Origin of the sequence: Rhizobium aethiopicum, from assembly GCF_900094625.1 — a bacterium.
GTDB classification, from domain to species: domain Bacteria; phylum Pseudomonadota; class Alphaproteobacteria; order Rhizobiales; family Rhizobiaceae; genus Rhizobium; species Rhizobium aethiopicum.
In genome coordinates, this window is sequence record NZ_FMAJ01000030.1 from 14,013 (window position 1) to 34,250 (window position 20,238).

The 20,238-nt window shown below is 56.8% G+C and carries 15 protein-coding genes and 3 pseudogenes; 5 read left to right on the forward strand and 13 right to left on the reverse strand.

The features are described from left to right. The 8 genes from GA0061105_RS30160 to GA0061105_RS30205 all read right to left on the reverse strand — a co-directional run bounded on the left by GA0061105_RS30160 (nucleotide 1) and on the right by GA0061105_RS30205 (nucleotide 9,272). Nucleotides 1-1,308 carry an FAD-binding protein gene (locus tag GA0061105_RS30160; RefSeq protein ID WP_040111843.1) on the reverse strand — a complete coding sequence of 436 codons (1,308 nt, stop codon included), beginning with the start codon at nucleotides 1,306-1,308 and terminating at the stop codon, nucleotides 1-3. 9 nt (nucleotides 1,309-1,317) lie between these two features. Next, nucleotides 1,318-2,427 (reverse strand): electron transfer flavoprotein subunit alpha/FixB family protein, encoded by a 1,110-nt coding sequence (locus GA0061105_RS30165; protein WP_040111842.1) that lies wholly within the window; start codon nucleotides 2,425-2,427, stop codon nucleotides 1,318-1,320. Nucleotides 2,428-2,442: 15 nt separating this feature from the next. After that, nucleotides 2,443-3,294: an electron transfer flavoprotein subunit beta/FixA family protein gene (locus GA0061105_RS30170; RefSeq protein ID WP_040111841.1), complete on the reverse strand. Its 852-nt coding sequence runs from the start codon at nucleotides 3,292-3,294 to the stop codon at nucleotides 2,443-2,445. Between the two features lie 175 nt (nucleotides 3,295-3,469). Beyond that, the gene (gene nifW, locus GA0061105_RS30175) at nucleotides 3,470-3,853 is read right to left on the reverse strand and encodes a nitrogenase stabilizing/protective protein NifW (protein WP_077991686.1); all 384 of its coding nucleotides are present in this window, start codon (nucleotides 3,851-3,853) and stop codon (nucleotides 3,470-3,472) included. 339 nt (nucleotides 3,854-4,192) lie between these two features. Then, entirely contained in the window at nucleotides 4,193-5,389 is a 1,197-nt protein-coding gene (gene nifS / locus GA0061105_RS30180) for a cysteine desulfurase NifS (protein WP_077991688.1), read from the reverse strand. A gap of 969 nt (nucleotides 5,390-6,358) precedes the next feature. Next, nucleotides 6,359-6,676, reverse strand: coding sequence for a HesB/IscA family protein (locus tag GA0061105_RS30190; RefSeq protein WP_009995752.1), 318 nt, complete (start codon nucleotides 6,674-6,676; stop codon nucleotides 6,359-6,361). A gap of 529 nt (nucleotides 6,677-7,205) precedes the next feature. Further along, nucleotides 7,206-8,657: an RNA polymerase factor sigma-54 gene (gene rpoN / locus GA0061105_RS30200; protein WP_011053429.1), complete on the reverse strand. Its 1,452-nt coding sequence runs from the start codon at nucleotides 8,655-8,657 to the stop codon at nucleotides 7,206-7,208. A 75-nt stretch (nucleotides 8,658-8,732) separates the two neighbouring features. Next, complete coding sequence (locus GA0061105_RS30205) at nucleotides 8,733-9,272, reverse strand: peroxiredoxin (RefSeq protein ID WP_004678566.1); 540 nt, start codon at nucleotides 9,270-9,272, stop codon at nucleotides 8,733-8,735. Nucleotides 9,273-10,075: 803 nt separating this feature from the next. Between GA0061105_RS30205 and GA0061105_RS32615 the strand changes: the two are divergent. After that, nucleotides 10,076-10,165, forward strand: a pseudogene (locus GA0061105_RS32615) (L,D-transpeptidase); the annotation flags it as partial. Here GA0061105_RS32615 and GA0061105_RS30210 read toward each other — a convergent pair. Both GA0061105_RS30210 and GA0061105_RS33020 read right to left on the reverse strand, forming a co-directional pair. Beyond that, entirely contained in the window at nucleotides 10,155-10,871 is a 717-nt protein-coding gene (locus tag GA0061105_RS30210) for a Crp/Fnr family transcriptional regulator (RefSeq protein WP_010009905.1), read from the reverse strand. The pseudogene GA0061105_RS32615 and the gene GA0061105_RS30210 overlap by 11 nt on opposite strands. A 596-nt stretch (nucleotides 10,872-11,467) precedes the next feature. Next, nucleotides 11,468-11,641 (reverse strand): hypothetical protein, encoded by a 174-nt coding sequence (locus GA0061105_RS33020; RefSeq protein ID WP_010009909.1) that lies wholly within the window; start codon nucleotides 11,639-11,641, stop codon nucleotides 11,468-11,470. A 306-nt stretch (nucleotides 11,642-11,947) separates the two neighbouring features. Between GA0061105_RS33020 and GA0061105_RS30215 the strand changes: the two genes are divergently transcribed. The 4 genes and pseudogenes from GA0061105_RS30215 to GA0061105_RS30230 all read left to right on the forward strand — a co-directional run. Continuing rightward, nucleotides 11,948-13,126: a cytochrome P450 gene (locus GA0061105_RS30215; RefSeq protein WP_010009913.1), complete on the forward strand. Its 1,179-nt coding sequence runs from the start codon at nucleotides 11,948-11,950 to the stop codon at nucleotides 13,124-13,126. 20 nt (nucleotides 13,127-13,146) lie between these two features. Next, nucleotides 13,147-13,401 carry a ferredoxin gene (locus GA0061105_RS30220; protein ID WP_004678571.1) on the forward strand — a complete coding sequence of 85 codons (255 nt, stop codon included), beginning with the start codon at nucleotides 13,147-13,149 and terminating at the stop codon, nucleotides 13,399-13,401. Between the two features lie 204 nt (nucleotides 13,402-13,605). Next, nucleotides 13,606-13,848, forward strand: a pseudogene (locus tag GA0061105_RS30225) (nuclear transport factor 2 family protein); the annotation flags it as partial. 1 nt (nucleotide 13,849) lies between these two features. Further along, a pseudogene (locus GA0061105_RS30230) lies at nucleotides 13,850-14,062 on the forward strand (integrase core domain-containing protein); the annotation flags it as partial. Nucleotides 14,063-14,431: 369 nt separating this feature from the next. Here GA0061105_RS30230 and GA0061105_RS30235 read toward each other — a convergent pair. From GA0061105_RS30235 to GA0061105_RS30255, 3 genes are all read right to left on the reverse strand, one after another. Continuing rightward, on the reverse strand, nucleotides 14,432-14,917 hold the full coding sequence (locus GA0061105_RS30235) for a NifX-associated nitrogen fixation protein (protein WP_004677039.1): 486 nt from the start codon (nucleotides 14,915-14,917) through the stop codon (nucleotides 14,432-14,434). 1,678 nt (nucleotides 14,918-16,595) lie between these two features. After that, complete coding sequence (gene nolL, locus GA0061105_RS30250; protein WP_309506638.1) at nucleotides 16,596-17,708, reverse strand: nodulation factor fucose acetyltransferase NolL; 1,113 nt, start codon at nucleotides 17,706-17,708, stop codon at nucleotides 16,596-16,598. Nucleotides 17,709-18,581: 873 nt separating this feature from the next. Further along, entirely contained in the window at nucleotides 18,582-19,355 is a 774-nt protein-coding gene (locus GA0061105_RS30255) for an aquaporin (RefSeq protein ID WP_004677031.1), read from the reverse strand. Between the last annotated feature and the right edge of the window lie 883 nt (nucleotides 19,356-20,238).

Here is a 20,238-nt window from a genome sequence, read left to right on the forward strand (position 1 = left end):
TTATCGCCACGCGCGCGCCAAGCGGACCGCATCACCAAACAGCCCCCAGCGCGAGCGTGCCTTGATGAAGGTGGCCGTGGTCGCCCGTTCCTTGTCGATCTTCGGGGTGCCGTCGACTCGCACAAAGTTCTGTGCGGCCTGCGACAGCAACCTTGGATAAGTCGTGAAGAAATTGCGGGAATTGGTGTGCAGCAGGGCAGGCATGTCCTTGTATTTCCTCAAGTCTTTGATAACGAAGGACTTTTCAAGCATCGACTTGTAAAGGGAGAGGTTCTCCTTGACCATCGGCTTTTTGCGATTCTTGATCTGGACGATTGCTTCGCCGGCGATCCGCCCCGACGTCATGGCGAGGTTGGACCCCTCGCGGTGCACCGCATTATTAAGTTGTGCCGCGTCGCCGACGACGACCCAGCCGTCACCAAAAAGCTGCGGAATTGCCTTGTAACCACCTTCTGGAATGAGATGCGCCGCATATTCCTTGACTTCCGCTCCTGCGATCAGCGGCTTGACCGACGGATGGCTTTTGAATTTTTCGAGCAGCTCATAAGGACTTTCCATTGTTGCCGCGAATTCGGAGACAAGGCAGCCAATGCCGATCGAGATCGATTCTTTGTTGGTGTAGAGGAAGGCAAGCCCGGCCATGTTGCGAGAGATCGTGCCAACTGCCTCGATGACGCAGCCTTCATTGGCCTTGAGGCCGAACCGCTGGTCAATTACCTCTTCGGCCAGGAAATGCATTTCCTTGACGGCGAGCGCGACAGTTTCCGGTTTTGGCGTGTCACGCAATCCAGCACGCGTGCCGAGCAGCCCATTGACGCCCTCTGCGAGAACGACCACGTCAGCAAGAATCACGTCGCCGGCGCGGTCGGTGCGAACGCCAATCACCTTGCCCTTTGGATCACGAACGAGTTCCGTCACGGTCGTCTCGCATAGAAGCGTCGCTCCGGCCTCGCGCACCTTGCGTGAAAACCATTTGTCGAATTGGGCGCGAATGACCGTGTAGCGATTGTGTCTCGACTCGTTGAAGTCGTCCGACCGGTATTGCATACCGATGTGGGACGAGTCGTCCATCATCCAGAAGCGCTGCTCGACTAAGTGCCGCTCCAGAGGCGCATCATCCCGGAAGTCCGGCAGGATTTTCTCCAGCATGTCCGCGTACATGATGGCGCCCTGCACATTCTTGGAGCCCGGATACTCGCCACGCTCCAACTGCAGCACCTTCATGCCGCGGCTCGACATCGTGTAAGCAGCTGCGTTTCCGGCCATGCCGGCCCCGATAACTATGGCGTCGAAGTTTTCCTCAGTCATGGGGCGCCCTCAGTTTGCAAGCTTATCGCGACTGTGCGGCGACAGTCGATGGGTGAAGAGTTCCGTCAATGACGGCAGTAAACGGATCGCATCGGTGACGACGCCGAGGTGGGCGAAATCAAAAATCGGCGCGTTAGGATCGGTGTTAATGGCTAAAATAAGATCAGCTCCCTCGACGCCAACGCGATGCTGGATGGCGCCGGAAATGCCAGCCGCTATGTAAAGCTTCGGCCGGATAGTTTTGCCAGTTTGGCCGATCTGCCGATCAGCAGGCATCCAGCCCTTTTGGACGAGGGGGCGCGAACAGCCATAATCGGCCCCGATCGTCCGCGCGAGTTTCTTCATAAGCTTCACGTTCTCCACCGCCCCGAGACCGAGGCCTCCAGCAACCACGACGTCCGCATAGGCGAGATTCGCCGTCGCCGACTGGCCATCGGACAAGAAACCGAGGACCTTAGTGACGATCTCTTCCTCGATCATCGACACTTTGTGTTGAATGACGCGTCCGATCTTATTATTCCCGCGCGGCGGCATGGCCATGACCCTCGGCCGGACCGTTGCCATCTGCGGCCGGCAGTTGAGCGTGTAGATCGTGCAAAGCAAGGAGCCGCCGAAAGTCGGCCGGGTCGCCGCAAGCGAGCCGTCCGCATCCACATCAAGTTCGGTGCAATCCGCCGTGAGCCCTGTCAACAAGGTCGTCGCCACGGAACCGGCAAGGTCGCGCCCGAGCGTCGTTGCCCCTAAAAGAAGGATTTCCGGTTTGTAGTTAGTAACCAGATCCGTCAATGCTTTGGTGAAAGGCTCATTTCGGTAGTCGGCGAGCAGTGGGGCCTCGACGAGGTAGGCCAGGTCGGCACCATAAGCAAAAGCCTCGGCGATGGCAAACCACGTGGCCTCTCCCGGTGGTCCGAGAACGACGCCGGCAAGCTGGACGCCCAGCTTGTCGGCGAGCTTGCGGCCTTCGCCGAGCAGCTCGAAGGAGACGGGATGGACCTGATCGCGCTCCAGCTCGATGAAGACCCAAACGTGCCGATGGTCCTTAAACTGAAGGGGCAGCTCTTTCTTCATGGCGGCACGGCCAGCGGCTGGAGGAGGGCTCTCTCGATTCGTGCTCAACATCGTCGCTCCTTGCCTTCACGCTTCGCCGTCAAAGGCGAGTTCGCTTTCGAGCGCCGGCTGGCGCAAAAAGATCCCAGCGATCAACTCCTCGGCGAGATCGCGCGGCGTTTTTTCCGCGGTGTCGATCTGCTCCGCCTTTTCCGCCCGCTCAGGAGGGGCAAAGACCCTCTTAACGACGGTTGGCGAGCCACGCAGGCCGCACTTGGTGAGGTCCTCTATGCCAGCGTCGGCCGCATTCCACTTCACGATCTGGCTGCGCGCGGCCCGTAGCGCGTCGTCGAGCGAGCCGCGGCGGATTTCGTTTGTGCCTTCGAGCATTGTAATTAGACAAGGGAGCTTGCTCATCAGCGTCTGCGTGCCCCCTTCCGAGCGGCGCTCCACCGTAATCTCGCGCCCATTGATGTCGACAGAGACGATTTTGGCAACATAGGTGAGCTGCAGGAGGTCGAGGCGCTTGGCGATGCCAGGCCCAACCTGGGCGGTATCGCCGTCGATGGTCTGTTTGCCCGTAAAGACGATATCGGGCGTACCGAAGGCCTCTCCGATCTTCGCGATGGCTCGCGAAAGAGCAAACGAGGTCGCCAGAGTGTCGGAGCCGGCAAAATGACGGTCGGTCAAGAGTACGGCGCGGTCGGCGCCGTAGGTGAGCGCCTTGCGCAACGCGTCCTCTGCCATGGGCGGCCCCATGGTGAGCACGGTCACCTCGCCGCCATGGCGGTCGCGCAACTGGAGCGCCTCTTCAAGGGCGAACAGATCATAGGGGTTGATGATGGTTGGCACCCCCTGACGCATGATTGTGTTCGTCACCGGATGCACTCTTATTTGTGCAGAGTCCGGTACCTGTTTGATACAGATAACTATGTGCATGGCGGTTTCTTACTCCCTCCCTCTATGGGTGGCGGGCTTGCAGTACATATGCTTGCGTGCATCATTCGTGCCAACCGTTTGGCGTTCGCTATCTCATTGAAATGGCTTTGATTCCGACGTTGCTAGCATTTGACTGAATTGTAAGCTTCCCTACATTGTCGTGTCGCAACCGTGCTCATTCCTTTTCGAACGGCTTCAGGAAGGAGTCCAACGGGACAACGGTGCGGCCGGGTGTGACAGGTCTGTCCGGATTGTGGTCCTTGAGCACCTTGAAGACCCGGTGCGAGAGCGGCGCGGAGGTCGCGAAATCACAGTAGGCCCTTTCCAGTATGGCACGGGCACGAGCAGCGATTACCCGGTCAGGGAGATGGGAGAAGTCCTCTGCCGCGAGGTATTGGCCCATACGCTTCATGATATGGAGTCGCGAGACATCGAGAACCTTCGGGTCATAGGGGACCCCTAGGGCTGCGAAGAACTCCTCCGCAGCCGAGAGACATTTCAGCCGATTGAGGATGTCTTTGACATCGACGGGACTGCTGTCAGCGGAGCAACGGCACATAAGATTCCCCCTGGTCGTGAGCGGTGATCGCGAGACCGTTCTCCCGTAGCTTAAGCTGCAACGTACGGAATGCGTGGTTCGACGCGGCTAGGCGCAAGGCAGTCGCGTTGCAACTGAAGTCGGCATAGGCTGGTGGTCGAGTGCTATCCACCGATGGTGTCGAGAGATTGATTAAGATGATATGGCGCTGGGCCCCCTCCATGAACACGCATGGGCGGTGAACCGGCGATCTATGTGACTGAGAGCCCCGGCTTTTACCTGATCGTTCATACGATGCCGGTGCCGTCATGCAGGTCGTATCGGTGAAAAGGAATTGCCGTTTCATGAGCGTGCCTGCTCCTACTCCCCTGAACGAACCCGGCTGCTCGTGTCGGCCACGTGGCCGGAACGGGATTGGCTCCGGAGCCTTTCAACGATGCCCGGTAAAACTTCGAGCACCCGGTCGACATCCTCGTCACAGTTATCGCGCGAGAACGAGAAGCGGATTGTTCCGTGCGCCATAGCATGAGGGATATCCATTGCCCTCAAGACATGGCTCGGCTCCAGCGAACCGGAGGAGCAAGCAGAGCCGGAAGAGCAGGCGATGCCATAGCGGTTGAGAAGAAGGAGCATACTGTCTCCTTCGAGACGTTGAAAGGCGATGTTCGCAGTGTTCGGCAACCTCTTAAGCCTATCGCCGGTTACGAAGGCGCCTGGAACACGCTGGACAATGCCGTTCTCCAATCGATCTCGGAGCGACTTTAATCGGGTCCTCTCGTCGTCTATTGATTCCAGGGCGAGTTCGGCAGCCTTGCCTAAACCTACAATCCCGGCCGTATTTTCTGTCCCTGCGCGTCGGTCGCGCTCCTGATGACCTCCCTTGATCAGTGAGGAGAAAGATAAGCCCCGCCTGAGATAGAGTGCACCAATGCCTTTTGGTCCATGGAATTTGTGTCCGGACAACGAAAGCATGTCGATTGCAGTAGGTTGGAGGTCCATTGGAACCTTGCCGACCGCCTGGACCGCGTCGGTGTGGAAAAGTGCACCGATTCTCTTGGCCATCTCGGCAAGCTTAGCGACCGGGAAAATGGTTCCCGTCTCGTTGTTCGCCCACATGATCGAAGCAATCGCTACACGATGAGTGAGGGCGGTCTCATAGGCGTCAAGATCGAGACGTCCATGTCGATCCACTGGGATCCTGTGTACCTTAATGCCGCGCGTCTTCTCCAGATGGCCGCAGAGTGTCAGCACCGCTGAATGCTCGACTGCGGAAGTCACGATCTCTGTGCGCTCAGGCATCACCTCCAGCGCCGAAAGGATCGCCGCATTGTCGCTTTCCGTCCCCCCCGAGGTGAACACGATCTCATGATCGAACTCGGCGCCGATCAGCGCTTGCAATTGCCGGCGCGCCTTCCTCACCGCCTCGCGGATGGAGGAGCCAAAAGCGTGCGTCGACGAAGGGTTTCCAAACTGATCCGCAAAGAACGGCAGCATGGCTTCAACCACTTCAGGATCGACTCTGGTCGTTGCATTATTGTCGAGATAGATCGCTCTCATGGGTGGATCTCGACTGAGGGGAAGCGGTGACAATGCTGCGGCGTCTTGCACATGCTGTTGTTTGATAGCCTCGGGCAAGCAGCGCGGGGTGGAGTCGTGCGATGGCGCGTCACGCGATCTTGTTGGCATCGATAACGTCGCATAGCCGCCATCAGTAGGAAGGGAAGAACGTTGTGCGCTCGCGCCTTTTCCAACGGTTGGATTCGCCGCGGCTGCTTAACTAGATGGGTCGCCAGCTTAGCTTGTCGCTGAGAACTGAACTGTTGCAGGCTGCGGCGATTTTTAGACCCTGTCCTACGCGATTGCCGGCTACAACATCCATTTCGACCCTGCCAATTTCTCCAGGCCTCAGATTTCTGTTGTGACGGTCTGATCGTCCTCCTCTGCCGGAACGAGGCTTTCGACGACCAGTATTGTATAAACCGCTGACACGTCTTCGACGGCTTGAACGAGTGTCGTCCGTCTACTGCCAGATCTAGCGAAGTGAGCGACTTGGTCATGAAATCAAGCCTCTTGACACGCACGCGTCTTCGCTCACCTTTCCTCGGCGCGGAACTGCTTGCAGAGGGGGCGTCTCCTTTGGAATCCTGGCCCGGATGCCCGCCAAAAAATTTTGCTGCCTCAGGATAATCCGTTGATGAGCAGACCTTTCTCTCCGGCAGCAAACCGCTTAAAAAGCCTGCTGTCTCCTGACGGACGGTTTGAGGCGCTTCGGCGGGCTTTAGGGTTATGAGTTCGGCCAGCGCTGGCGAGAAGGCGGTCGCTGGGTTGGAACGCAAGGACGACGGCGTCACCAGAAACGCTTCCACCGTTGGATCGACTCCAATTATCAATTCAGGCCCTCTACCGTAGGAAACTGCCCCGGTCTCGCTGAGGGGATTTTCCTGCACGCCGTCGTTCTTCGGATTGAAAAAGGAAACCATGACCTTTTCGCAATAATTCCGCATGGCTCTCTCGCTTTCTCGGTGATCAGCCGAAGGATTTGCCGCAAGTGCAGTTCTGGTGCGCATTGGGATTGTCGAAGACAAAACCGGAGGTTTCTGGTCCCGTCACGAAGTCGATCGTCATGCCGTTGATGTGTGCTTGCGAGTCTGCGTCAACGAACACCTTGACCCCATTTGTTTCGATCACCGCGTCGCCCTGGCCCTGGACGCTTTCTAGCCCCACCAGGTATTTGTAGCCGGCGCATCCACCTGCCTCGACCGCGATGCGAAAGCCTTCCGCCTGCTCGGCTCGGGAAAGCGTTACGTTCATGATGGCGGCGGCATTCTCTGTGAGCTTGATCATGGGATGATTCCTTTTTGTTCGATGGCGCATTTTCGGATTACCGTGCATGCGTCGTGCCAAGCGGTGAGGAAGGCCAAGAGTTCGATCAGCCCGCGTGTTGTATTCCTGCGTCGTCGAACATCGGAGATCTCGAAAGCGCGCCAACTCCAGAACGTCTGCCCGCGTATCTCCGTCTATCATTTTCGGTTGAGGCTCTCGTTGCCGCCGCACCGAAATCCCAGCGGTTCGGCGAAAATGAATGGGAGGCGACAACTGCTTCTAGATTTGTCGCTTGCGCGACATAAAAATTCTGCACGAGTTTTCGTGATTAACCGCTTAGCCCCTAAGCGCTTGGGCTATGGAACAGACATCTAATCTTTTCTGGAACGTCAGCTTAAGCGGCCGGAACAACTTTTGAAGCTCCCGTGACGAGGCTGCGGTCGCCAGCCCATATGAAGTCGATCCTCCATGGAGAGGACTAAGCACAATGTCACATGTGCCTCAGTTCCGCGGTTTTTGGGAAAAGGGCATCACCTACGGTACAAAGGACTTATCCCTCCGCGGCCGCCAGTACAAACCGTTTCTCCCGCCGGCGTTGCGCGGACGAGGGGATGTTCATCGCCTCGCGATATTTGGCGACTGTGCGGCGAGCAATGTCGACGCCTGTTTCCTTGAGCTTGGCAACGATGCCATCGTCGGACAGCACATCATGGAGCGTCTCTGCGGCAATAAGTGCCCTTATCTGATGGCGCACAGCTTCGGCCGAGTGCGCGTCACCGCCTTGTGAGGACGGGATCGCGACGGTGAAAAAATACTTGAGCTCGAACACGCCGCGGGGCGTGAGAATGTATTTGTTCGACGTTACCCGACTTACAGTGGACTCGTGCATGTCGATCGCGTCAGCGATGGTCTTAAGATTGAGAGGGCGAAGATGAGCAATGCCATCTTCCAAAAAGACATCCTGGTGGCGCACGATTTCGGTCGCCACCTTAAGGATCGTCGTGGCGCGCTGATCGAGACTCCGAACCAACCAGCTCGCGCTCTGGAAGCATTCGTTCAGGAATGACTGATCTTTCGAGCTTTGGGCGGTTAGGCGAGTAACTTGCGCAAAATAGGTTTGGTTGATCAGTACCTTGGGCAAAATCTCCCGATTAAGCTCGACGTGCCATCCGCCTCCCGGCGAGGGTAGGACGAAGACGTCGGGTATGATGGATTCCGACCTTGCGGACTGGAACTGGTTTCCAGGCTTTGGGTCAAGTGCACGAATTTCGTTCAACATATCGAGAAGGTCGTCTTCATCGACCCGGCAACGTCGCTTCAGTGCTCGAAAATCGCGTCGCGCAAGCAACTCGAGATTTGCGACCAGAGCTGCCATGGCCGGGTCGAACCGGTCTCGTTGGCGCAACTGAATCTCGAGGCATTCGCCCAGACTTCGCGCAAATATGCCCGGCGGGTCAAATAGCTGCAAAGCCTCAAGAACCCGCTTCACTCCAGCCTCAGGGCTATTTAGCCTCTCTGCTAGCTCCAGAAGGTTCACTTGCAGATACCCAGTGTCATCCAGATGGTCGGCAAGCGCGCCAGCAATCAGCCGCTCCTGGGGTGTGAAGGCAGTGAGGGCGATCTGATGGGCGACATGTTCGTGCAATGTCTCAGTTGAGGCGGCGAACTCATCCAGGGAAGGCCTTTCCCCCGGCGAAAGGTTGCCTGTGTCACGGATTGATTTCCAGGGACTAGACAGCTCAGGCATGTCCGTCCTGGCCGGTCCATCAACGTGGTCTTCGCGTGCGCTGATATTTGGATCATCCGCCGCAGTTGGCGATACGCCAGAAGCCCCGCCGTCATTCGACGCCAGGTCGAGAAATGGGTTCTTCTCGATTTCCTGTTCCACGAACTGATTCAGTTCGGTGTGCGCCAGCTGCAGCAAGCGAATAGACGCGATGAGCTGGGGCGTAATAACCAGCGATTGCTGCTGACGCTGATGAAGGCTTGTAAAGGACTTCATGGTTCGAGCAAAACTCCTATCATTCGGCGCAGGTGTGCACGACAAGTCGTAGCTGCTGGTCGTTGGCTTCAATGCTCATACGAAGGCTGGGGCCTTAAGGCATTTCAAAATGTTTTGCGGCGAAGAAACGCCATACGGATCGGTCGCGCAGTTGTCGCCAAAGCCTTCTTCCTCGAACCACCCCTCCACGACGCCATTATTGATCACGGCAGCGTAGCGCCAGGAGCGCAGACCGAAACCGAGATTGTCCTTGGCGACGAGCATACCCATTTTCCGAGTGAATTCTCCCGAACCGTCCGGGATAAGCTTGACATTTTTCAACCCCTGAGACTTGCCCCAAGCATTCATGACGAAGGCATCGTTGACGGAGAGACAGTAGATGTCGTCAATGCCATTCTTCTTAAACTCGACATAAAGACTTTCGAAATCAGGCAGTTGGAAGGTGGAGCAGATTGGCGTGAAGGCGCCCGGCAGCGAAAAAAGGATTACCCGCTTACCGCTGAAATAGTCGTCGGTCGTCTTGTCTTCCCAGCGGTAGGGGTTGGGACCGGATATAGACTCGTCGCGAACCCGCGTGCGAAAGGTGACAATAGGGACCTGCTTTTCCATGGTCATCAATGAAGCTCCTCTAGGAAAATTTATTTGCGGCCTCTCAGTCACGGCTAACACGAATCCGACCTCGGCCCACACGCCAGGGCAAGCAAGCGTCATGCCATTTGGCCTGAAGGAGATGGACTTGCGGTCAGCACAGGGCCTTCGTCGCCGCACTCGTGCGCTGCTCGTGCGGGCGAGCGAATTGTGAAGCCGTTGTGCCGCGCTGACGGCCGGGCGCTGTTTCGGCTACTTCCGACCGCATCTCGATCAAGGTTTCTCTGCCGCCTTTTAGAACCTTAGCATACTGCCCGCCAGTCCGGTCGCGGCGGGAAGGCGCGGGTCACGAGGTTTGAGGTTCTGCTCGTGCGTATGTCTACCCGCGCACGTTTTCTTGTTTGAAACTGCACAAGAAAGTTTGAGGTCCGACAAAAAGGGGGCGCCAGGCTCGGACCGCGCATCGAAAAATGGTGAAACGCAAACGGCTCCGATAATTTCGTCACAGAAGACGACGATGGCGGATATCCGCAGGTTGGGGGCGTGAAGAGCTCGCAGCCGCCAATATCGATCGGCTGATGCCGACCGGCACCCGGGTCGCGCTATGTAGCCTTTGGCCTACGAGCATTTGTTGCTCGGCTGACGTCGCCGCGGAGCTGATATTTTGTTCCTCTCACCGCTCACCGCTCAGCTCGCTGGCGACCTGCTGGGCGCCCGGCGCCGATGGCGACGCCACCCACCTGCCCGGCGGCTATCCCGAGCTGCAAGCCGGCGGCTCCGGGACTAGAAGTTTTCTCGCCCGGAATGCTCGATGTGGTAGCGCCCGGCACGTCCGTCTGCATCCCGACAATGCCGCCTAGTTCTTTACGCTGGCGCGCCAGGCTGGCCTTTCCAATACGCGGGTGGTAATTACCCGCTGATTTTCTTTGCGAGCGCATCCATGTCGGGCACGGTGATATGCCGGATGTTCTCGATGCGGATGACGCCCTCTTTGCGAAGCCGGGTCAACTGGCGGCTGACGGTTTCGATCGTCAGCCCGAGAAAGTCGGCAATCTCGGCACGCGATAGCGGCAGATCGAAGGCAGTGCTCGTCGCCGTCTCGGCGTGGGCGGCAATGAGGTGGAGCAGGCTTGCGACCTTCTCCTCGGCGGTCCGCCGGCCGAGCGTCAGCATCCATTCGCGCGCGGCATCCAGCTCATTCAGCGCCTGAGCGTGCAGGCTACGCTGCAATTCCCTAGTCTCCAATATCATGCGTTCGAGCAAATTGCGGGGGAACACGCAGATCTCCGCATCGGTCGCGGCCTCGGCCGACAGCGTGCTTTCGCGCACGAAGGGGCGGCCGACGAAATCGGGGGCGAATTGCAGGCCAACGATCTGCTGGCGCCCGTCCGACATCACCTTGCAGAGCTTCACCACGCCGCGCGTGATGTTCGAATAGAAAGAGTTTTCCGATCCTTGTGCAATGATCTCGCAGCCTGCGTCGACCTTGCGGCGCAGCGAGTGGCGGCCAAGTTCGCTAAGCTGGCCAGCCGACAAGGCGCCGCAAACGACGCCGTGCCGCGCCTGGCAGGAACGGCAAGCGACGGAAGTGCCAATCACGAGAACCTCACTGCGTGCGACGTCCATGTCCTGATCCCTTCGAAAACCGCCTATGCCGGACATGCCCGAGACGACCACGCGGCCGTTGCGACTTCGGCTATCCCTATTTCTTCCAGCGCGTCTTTGATGGCTATCAATTTCATCGGGATTGCGATTTGATCCAGATCAAATCTCCGTACCCACGCTCTTGCCGTGCCAGGCAGGGTAGTTTGTGGATTTGTTTCGGACGGCATTTTCGGCCCGCCGCTTGAGCGGGCTTTCTGCGGCCATCGCCTTCCGTCTCGGCGGACGGTAGGCCACCATACCCATTGCTGTCAGGCAACACCCAATCGGCAGATTGCCGCCGACTCTTAGGGTGGTGTCGTCGGGCTGGTAGAACTGACATTCAGGACAAAGGAGTAGCACGCTTCGAGCTGTTCCCGGAATTCCGCCGCTAGCTCGATGCCACAATTCAAAGCTACCCACCCTCAAGCTATCCCACTGCATCGCAGTACATCAGGACATTCGTTACTCGTCGCGCTGTCTCTGGCCCCCGGCTGTGGTGGCTGGAAAAAAGTCGCACCTGAATAGATGGCATCCGGCACCTGATGTCGGGTTTTGTTAGATACGCGACACGGCCTTGATCAGCCAATCTTTAGTTCTGCCTTGAGCCAAAGCGCTGAAAGGCAATTGAAAAATTTCTTTCCGGCCAAATCAATCAAATTGGCATGAACTTTGAAGTTCTTCTTGCGGGGCGGCAAGGACTGTCGGCCGGTTTCTTTGGTGACCGCCATGGAGCGGAGGAAATCAAAATGCATCTGTGCTCAGAACGCATTTACCGGAAGAGAGGTACCCGTGAAAATCCGATGTCGACCGGAAGGGCGGGCGAGGCATCCAAGAAATTTCGACTTCGGCCAACAAAGCAGCGTGGATTTCGAGCCGCACGGCGATCTGATCGCTGCATCGCATGTCATTGGCGCCTCGCGCTGCTGAGATTGGAAATCTGGCGCTCAACGATTTTGCTCGCTCCCTCTCCGAGGAGAATTCGTTCTCGGCGAAGGGGCTTTGATGACAGGAGAAAAGCAGTGGCTACCATTAGGGTTCCAGAACATGTCCCTCCCGAAATGGTGAAGGACTTCAGCCTGTTCACGTCGCCCGGCATGGAGCGCATGCCAAATGGGGATCCGCACGCAGCTGTCGCTTGCCTCCATAATGGACCGAGAATCTTTTATTCTCCCTGCAATACGCGCGATGGCCGAGGTACCTGGGTCATCGTTCGCGCTCAGGACCAACGCAAATTGCTGCAGGACACCGGAACCTTTTCCAGCCATCGGAGCCTTTTCGCCTCGGCGCTTGGCGAAAACTGGCCGCTGATCCCGCTTGAACTCGACCCCCCGGCTCACAGCGTGTTTCGCTCACTTCTCAATCCGCTGCTTTCGCCCAGGCGGATAATGGAGCTCGAACCGGCGGTCCGTGATCGGGCGATTGCGTTGATTTCCAAGATTTCCGCGTCGAGCACAAGCTGCGACATCTTGACGGACTTCGCCTTTCCTTTTGCGGTTAGTATCTTCCTCCGTTTGCTCGGCTTATCCGATGAGCGCCTCAATACATTCGTGGGCTGGGGGAAGGACCTGCTCCACGGCGACGGCATCAGACGAACCGCAGCCGCCCGAACAATTTTGGCGTTCATCGATGAACTTGCAGCGATGCGCCGCAAAGAACCGGCCGACGATTTCATGACCTTCGTCGTGCAGGCAAAGGTCGACGGCCGCCTGTTGAGAGACCAGGAAATCCATGGAATAGGCGTGCTTCTATTCGTCGCGGGACTGGACACCGTGGCAACGGCGATCGGCTTTGACCTGGCCTATCTCGCGCGCAATCCGACAGAACAGGAATTGCTGCGGAGCAAACCGGATCGAATTGTGCTCGCAGCCGAAGAACTGCTTCGCGCCTATTCGACCGTGCAGATGATCCGTGTGGCGACGAAAGATATCAATTTCGAAGGCGCGCCGATCCGTAAGGGGGACTACATTTCCTGCGCCACGATGATTGCCAATCGTGATCCGGTGGAATTCGAAAATCCGAACACGATCGATTTGGCACGAGAAGACAATCGCCACACCGCTTTTGCGTACGGTCCCCATCGCTGTCTTGGATCACACCTTGCCCGGCGAGAGATCGTCATCGGCCTGGAGGAGTGGCTGTCGCGCATCCCTGACTTCCGTATCAAGGATGGTACGGCGCCCATCACCTATGGGGGCCACGTGTTTGGAATGGAGAATCTGATCCTGGACTGGTCCTGATAATTGAGAGGAGGAAAGACATGGAGTACCGTATGCGCGTCATAGTGCACACTTCCAAATGCCAAGGTCATGCAAGATGCTGGGCCCAAGCGCCCGAAATATTCAATCTTGACGACGAGGGATACATACTGCCCGGTGCAATCGATGTCGAGGAGAGGGACGAACTGTTCGCGTCGCGAGGCGCTCGATCCTGCCCTGAACGTGCGCTGGAGATAGATTGCGTTTCGGATGCGTTGCTCGATCGCCTTTTGTTCAACCAACATTGTGGGGGTTGAAACGCAACGCAACTGGTGCATGACGGCGCCGTCGCTGTCCAAACACCTTACCCGCAGCTCTCCCATTGATGTCTACTTCTAAGGGCAGTTGTTTACATGCATGCCTAAGCAGAGGGAGGGTTTTTCCTTACGTCAGCCGAGCAGTTGAAAGCTGGCTGCGTCACTGGATGGGTAAGCGCCCCGATATCAGATGTGCGACAAGCGATGAAACACAAAAAAATTACCGAATTGCTCGACCGCGAGGCGCTCCGCGACTGCCTCTATCGGTATTGCCGCGGGATAGACCGCGCCGATGAAAGGGCGCTGCGCAGTTCCTACTGGCCCGATGCACGTGACAATCACGGGACCTATTCCGGTTCGGCCGAGGGCTTCATCGAGTTCGCCCTTGGTGTCTTCAAGACGGGACCGCGCAACATCCATCAAATCACGAACATTCTGATTGAGTTCAAAGCCGACTGATAATGCTTTCATCGAAGCGTTCAATGGCCGCTTCCGTGCAGAATGCCTGAACCAGCATTGGTTCCTGACCCTTGCGGATGCCCGCGAAAAGATGGAGGATTGGCGTAGATACTACAATGAGGAAAGACCTCATGGTGCGATCGGCAACAAGGCGCCGATCTCGTTGGTGAATTCGGGAGGCGCAACCAGCCCGCCTCCCTGAATGAAGCCGGAAAACTCTAGCATCCGGTGGTCCAACGTTTGGGAGCGGTTCAGAAATTCTCAGTGGCAGGTCAGACGCCGGATGAAAATTCGGTGACAGGTCATTTGAAGGCCAACCACCTACCTTCCTGCCGAACACTGGCAGACCAGAAAACAAGGGGCGCAGCCAATACACGTCGCTTGATCAGTGCTTGTGAGATACGCCGGAGCCAAAGAGGAGCCGTAGTGAGTAGTGAACGCACTGTCATGCAGGTTCCTCCATGTCGCCCCCCCCCCCCGCGCCAAGAACGCTAGGGCACACCCCCGGATTGCTTGATTGCTGGGCAGATTAGCGAAGAATTCCGCCCTATATGAGCCGTTTCAACCGCACTTAAACGCGCGCTACATCTGAATAGGTCTTAATTGTTGTTAAGCCATTATCGACCAGGCCAGTTCCCGCCTCGGCGAGCTTTTGGAGGTTGTCGAAGCCAAATCGATGTACGTCGCGGAGCGTCTTCGAGAGTACTACGAGCCGCCCCGCCGTGAGTAATATCCGACCGAATCCCTCATGGTTCACAGTCAACACCGGTGACGCCATCAGTCCGGACTGCTCCTCTATAGCAAGTGCTACGGCGGCATAGAAGATCTCAAGCCGCCACTGCACCTCTAGGTCAGGTCCCCCGATGAGAGGAATCGCCCTACGCTGCTGCCTCGTCACGATGAAATCACAGAGCAAATCGGTGTCCGATTTCTCTTGCCACAATTCAAAGGTGTCTTGAGCACGCATCAGACGCAAGAGGCACTTAATGAAAGGCGTGGCGAGAGCATCTTTCTCATCTAATCGAGCATTGTTGGGGACAGGGGTGACGTTTGACATCAGTTAAAATCCTCCTGAGTGTTGGATGCGGTTTGACTAAGGGCCACACCCGCTTCCGGTAACACCATCCCTTAAAATGGTGCGGCAGATGGGACCTGTGGCGACGCAACTTGGCCCGGACGAATGACATGGCCCCTCGAAACGGGGCGGCCGCAACAACAACGGCAAGCGGCGGGCAACGCTGGCGGGCTTGACGAAAAGCGCTTCACAAGCGAGATTCCCGTCGCGATAGTCCAGTGGCGGTAGGTTTCGCCGCGAACTCCACCCTCAACCAACCTATTCGCCGCCAGGTGTAAAACCGTGTCTCGGGCTTTCGAATTGAGGATCAGGCGGGGGGTGGAATCAGCTTTTCGAGGTCGACAAGGACAGTGAGAGTATCTTGAGAGGCCGTGTACTTGCCGATACCCCCTTTTCCGTGCGAACTGATGCAGACCTGCCATGTATTTTCCCTTCAAGGTTCAAATCGACTTCGACCGGACGCCACACGTTCCACCAGGCGATTGCCCGCCGCGTAGTTCTGGGAGTTCAAGACTCATGCCAGTCTCCTCCGCTGAGGTTCGGAACACGGCATCTGTATTGTTTCCAGCTTCTTAGCTAGCCCATGAAGAATTGATCGAGGACAACGTTGTCGTGAACCGGACAAGACGCGGTGGGGATCGAAGAAATGGCATCCCGGTGCAGCGGCGGAAGCCTATTCTCCGGCCACGTCAGCAACAAATGACACCCGCCGAAGCCGCTCCGCTCTCAATTCGCGGATTGGGCGCAATGTCCGGCCGCTTGCCGAGGTGCAGCCGGTCGATCTTCTTTGCTTGGCGATCACAGCGCCTCCCAGTGATGGACTCCGAGACCCGCATGCATCACTGGCTGGAGCTCCCTTCCTCGACAGTTAGCGCCGTCATTTGGGGGAATGCCGCGGGCAAATGGAATGCGGCATAGGCCCCCGCGACGCCGGCGACAGCTCAACAACGCTCTGAATTTCCACAGTGAACGGCTGTTAGACGTAGCCGGCAAAGGGGAAGCTCACGAAGATCAGATGGCCCTTCAGGGCCGGGTCCTGGTCCGATGCCCACCGGATCGACCGGCCGCAAGGTTTTAGGACCGTTTCAACAACCAGCCCCTGGGCGCCTCGGCGGCGTGTATCTTAAGTTGCCGGCGTGCGTCGGCCGCGTTCACTCTCTATCCGCACCAGAACACGGCACCCGGGGGATCATGCTGCCGGCACGACCTAGCTGGCCGGTACCGTCGGCGCCGGCAAGAGGATGACTGTGGCAGCGGCCGTCATGGAGCAGTGCTGCCTCGGTGTGACCGCTGAGGCGATACTCGCTGTTTCCGGTCATTGCTTAGCACAGGCCGGAAAAGCGTTTCTGGTACCTTAGCGAACGCTCGCGATTTTAGCAGGGACAACGGGACCTGGCGGCAAGCGGACCCCAAACAAGTGCGAAGCAAACCGAATCTTTGGCAACCTCAAAGAGGGTGGAGTCGATACCCTGGGGGTCAAGCGCCCGCGTCGTCGCGGAGCATTGGGCGCGAGGGGTTTGCGGATTCTCGATACGTGATTGGCACATCAGTCGGACCTCAGCCGATCTTCGTGCAAAAGGATCCTTTAAAAATGGGCCCCTTAACGCGTGCCTTGGCATGCTTGCTTGCTGACGAAGTTTAGGTTGAGAATTGAACACCGCTAGTTATTCGCAGGATTGCTCGGCAAACGAACGAGGCGGGGTGGCGTTCCAAGCATGAGCTGGGACAGATAGGGAATGTCGCGCACGCTCCAGCGAACTGCTAGTGCTACGGCAATGATCATCGTCCCGAGAATTCCCGCCGCGCCAGACCTCATTGTGGGAGCCCATTGTTCTCCGTATTGTATCAAATCCATGAGACGGAATACCGTAGCCTGCACCAGGTACAACACGAGCGTGCTCTGCCCCACTTCCACGGCGATAAAGCGAACCACCCGGTTCGAGCGTCCAATTTTCCAGGATTGAAGCAGAATCTCGATCATCACTGCAGAGGCCACTGTCGAGCCAAAAAACATCAGAAGGATATCTTTTGCCGACTGCAGATCCTGGATTAAGGCGAGATTGTTGTAGACATAGGTGTCCTCGCGCCACGCCATGAAGCACAAGCTAGCCGCGATAGAGGCGGACATCATCAGGAGTGGCTTATGATACCGCATTATGCTCGTCCACCAATCTCTCGACTGCGCAAATGAAAATCCCATGCAGAAAAAGGGATAGGTGTACTTTATGAGAGGGAATATAGAAAACGTCACGGGGGCAACTGCGACCAGTATGGATGAGACAAGCAAAGAGCGTGCCGACCCGGAGTTGAAGATCGAAATAAGTTTGACCAAAAGAAAAGAAGCAAACGCAGCCCAGATGAACCAGTATGTGCCGACGAAATCGTGCATGAATTGCAACAGGTTGCCAGGTGCGTCCGGCGGCCGGGGAAACATGAGCAATTTGACTGCCTCCAAAAGGGTGCACCAGAACAGCGTCGGCACCAGGAGCTGCAGCGCGCGATCACCGATGGCTTGCCTGAACGATTTGCCTAGTAGCCCTGATCTAGAGAGATATCCGCTTATCGCCATAAAGAGAGGCATGTGAAACATGTAGATCGATTTGAAGCATGCCGAATCCCAGAAGCCATCACCCTCGTAAAAGATATATTGTATCAGGTGACCGAAAATCACCAAGACAATGAGTATTCCTTTGGCGAAGTCTAAAGCTAGATCGCGATCGTCGGCCTCTGGCGCCTCAGGCACTGTCTTTCCACCTACAATTCTTGCTCGCATTCTCAACATCTCACGATGCCTACGGGAGCCTTTGAAAGCGGCATTTTCCAACCTCTCGTTCATCATGCAGGCTAATCCAGCTTCCGATCAGCGCTCCGACTTCGGCATGCTGAACGACGGCCAACGGTCATACAATTTGCCTGGGTTCCAAGTTCACAGGGCGACCGTGGCGACTTAGGCCCAGTAGCCGTTTTCGGCGTGTCCATTGGCTGTTTTTCGCCGCAACGTACGCCCCGCCTAAACTCGCTGCCGCGCAACTGCTTGGGCTGCCACGTCGTCGAAATCTTCTAACGGACATTTGCGCGTATGCAAGTAGCGCTGCTTGACTCTGCACTCGGCTATTGTTGCGATTGCATATGATTCTCCATGCCAAACTTGCGCGACACCGTATCAAAAGAACATATTGCCGATTCAATGGCTCCTAGCCGCTGTGGGTATCGTCTATCACCTACCGGCGCTTGGGTGTGGATCGGCACCCCAGCGCAACCCCCCAGACGCTGGAGATTTGCTCCATTAGATCCGCCGCCCAACGTGTCCTATATGGCAGCCTCACCATTGTAAAATTCATGCTCCTAATGACACGCATCTGCGGTATGGATGAGTATCGCGGACCCTTGACAACCTTGAGCGGAAGGTCGGTGAGTATCGCGATACACGAGGCTTTGGCCGCGATCGCCGCCGTTTTGGATCGCCGCCAATGATAGCTGGACGTTGGGCTGCCATTGTCGATCCGTATGCGACGTTTGTCGATACGTCAGAGACGACCGTGGTCCCAATCCGTAGGAAGATCGCAGTAAGCGTCAAGATATGCGGGATGCAACGGCGAGTGTCTGGGGATGCGCTCCCCTGTCAAGGTCGAGACCCCCTCCTCGATCAGTGGCTTTCCCTTTTTGGGATACCTCTCCTTCGGTGGCGAAAGAATGAAACCGGGCTGGATATGTCGCTGGTCATTTCGCGCGATTCAAATTGGCGCAGACTTTGCGGCTCGCTTGACGCGACGATCCCCCTGAGCTGAAGAAGGCCGGCCGCAATAGCGCCGAGCATTGGCGCACATATATAAAGCCAGAGTTGAGAGAGTGCCGCCCCTCCTGCGAAAAGTGCTGGGCCGATCGATCGTGCTGGATTCACAGAAGAACCCGAAACGGTGATACCGCCAAGGTGGATCGCAACTAAGGCAAGTCCAATCGCCAATCGTGCAACAGCGCCGCGTCCAGCCGTGCATTTGAGGAATACAGTTACGAACAGGAACGTGGCGATAAACTCGAATAGGAACGCAGCTCTCCATCCGTAGACTACCCAGCCGGTTTGGGCGAAACCTTCTAGGGTGATATCGTAACCGCCGACCTTGTTCATAGCGATAAGGTAGAGCGTGCCTGCCGCCGCGATAGCTCCTGCACATTGGGCGGAGACATACGCGAGAAAGTCCCACACTCTCAATCGGCGCGACACGAGGAAACCCAGGCTGACCGCCGGATTGAGATGCGCGCCCGAGACTGGGCCAATCGTGTAGGCCATTGCAACCACGGTCGTCCCGAAGGCTAAAGCGACACCCAACAGGCCCACCTCTTGACGCATATAAAGCAATGTGCCGCAGCCGAGGAAGACAAGTGTGAAGGTCCCGAAGAATTCGCAAACATACTTTTTCATTTTTCACTCCATTGATTTGACCCCACGTACTTTTCGGTGTCATCCTCGTGCCGCCAAGCGTTCCGCATGCACCGAACCAATCATCGTGTCAGGTCCCGAAAACCTCCGTAGTTGACTTCAATTGCGTCCTTGTCCGACGAGATCGGCATCAGAGCCTATGGTCAACCAGCGTCACCGATCACCAGCAAACGTCGTACCAAATGAAATATGTTGCGCATCACAGCGATCGCTCTGATGACGTTCGGTCTTATGTTCGAAAGTGCCGTGAACAGGATAGGCAGGCGAACCGTACCGAGACGTATGGACCCGAGCTGGGCTACGAACAAATCGCCAAGCAGCCCATCCTCAAATTATCGAAACAACGACCCTCTTCATGGCTCCAAGCGGAAGGTGGTGCAAAGCAGGAACCAGGACAAGGGTTGATAAGACCGCCAGGGACGTTCACGAGAAGTCGAGTAACGCCCCTTAGCCACGAACAGGCACATGATCCTTGGCGCGATTTGAAGTCCACGTGAATTCCCTTGTCCCCAGCGCAACCGTCGACATTTCTCGCAAATGTCGGGCATCCGCCACTTTTGTCAGGTTTGTCGTGATTGGAACGTTTTGTTCGCCGGTCTCTCCGTCAAATACACATCAACCTGCCCTCAACCCGCCCATTGATAAAAGAAAATCATCTTCTTGGCGCGTCGGAGCAGTTGGCATGGTGTTTGCTGATCCCTGGTTACAAGCGGCAGAAAGCAGTCTGCATGATGCCGGTTCATGAAACGAACGGAACGGAGGCCACCTGACCGTTCGTCATCGGATCCGCGTTCTACCAAGCGGCCATGCATCCGCCGGCGGAAGGGTCAATCCCGATGTCACAGCTTGCAACCAACTCAAAGAG

Bases quoted from the DNA above. Each gene is read 5' to 3' on its own strand.
- GA0061105_RS30160 (WP_040111843.1), bottom strand. From the start codon at position 1,308: ATGACTGAGGAAAACTTCGACGCCATAGTTATCGGGGCCGGCATGGCC.
- GA0061105_RS30165 (WP_040111842.1), bottom strand. From the start codon at position 2,427: ATGTTGAGCACGAATCGAGAGAGCCCTCCTCCAGCCGCTGGCCGTGCC.
- GA0061105_RS30170 (WP_040111841.1), bottom strand. From the start codon at position 3,294: ATGCACATAGTTATCTGTATCAAACAGGTACCGGACTCTGCACAAATA.
- nifW (WP_077991686.1), bottom strand. From the start codon at position 3,853: ATGTGCCGTTGCTCCGCTGACAGCAGTCCCGTCGATGTCAAAGACATC.
- nifS (WP_077991688.1), bottom strand. From the start codon at position 5,389: ATGAGAGCGATCTATCTCGACAATAATGCAACGACCAGAGTCGATCCT.
- GA0061105_RS30190 (WP_009995752.1), bottom strand. From the start codon at position 6,676: ATGATCAAGCTCACAGAGAATGCCGCCGCCATCATGAACGTAACGCTT.
- rpoN (WP_011053429.1), bottom strand. From the start codon at position 8,657: ATGAAGTCCTTTACAAGCCTTCATCAGCGTCAGCAGCAATCGCTGGTT.
- GA0061105_RS30205 (WP_004678566.1), bottom strand. From the start codon at position 9,272: ATGACCATGGAAAAGCAGGTCCCTATTGTCACCTTTCGCACGCGGGTT.
- GA0061105_RS30210 (WP_010009905.1), bottom strand. From the start codon at position 10,871: ATGGACGTCGCACGCAGTGAGGTTCTCGTGATTGGCACTTCCGTCGCT.
- GA0061105_RS33020 (WP_010009909.1), bottom strand. From the start codon at position 11,641: ATGCATTTTGATTTCCTCCGCTCCATGGCGGTCACCAAAGAAACCGGC.
- GA0061105_RS30215 (WP_010009913.1), top strand. From the start codon at position 11,948: ATGGTGAAGGACTTCAGCCTGTTCACGTCGCCCGGCATGGAGCGCATG.
- GA0061105_RS30220 (WP_004678571.1), top strand. From the start codon at position 13,147: ATGGAGTACCGTATGCGCGTCATAGTGCACACTTCCAAATGCCAAGGT.
- GA0061105_RS30235 (WP_004677039.1), bottom strand. From the start codon at position 14,917: ATGTCAAACGTCACCCCTGTCCCCAACAATGCTCGATTAGATGAGAAA.
- nolL (WP_309506638.1), bottom strand. From the start codon at position 17,708: ATGCGAGCAAGAATTGTAGGTGGAAAGACAGTGCCTGAGGCGCCAGAG.
- GA0061105_RS30255 (WP_004677031.1), bottom strand. From the start codon at position 19,355: ATGAAAAAGTATGTTTGCGAATTCTTCGGGACCTTCACACTTGTCTTC.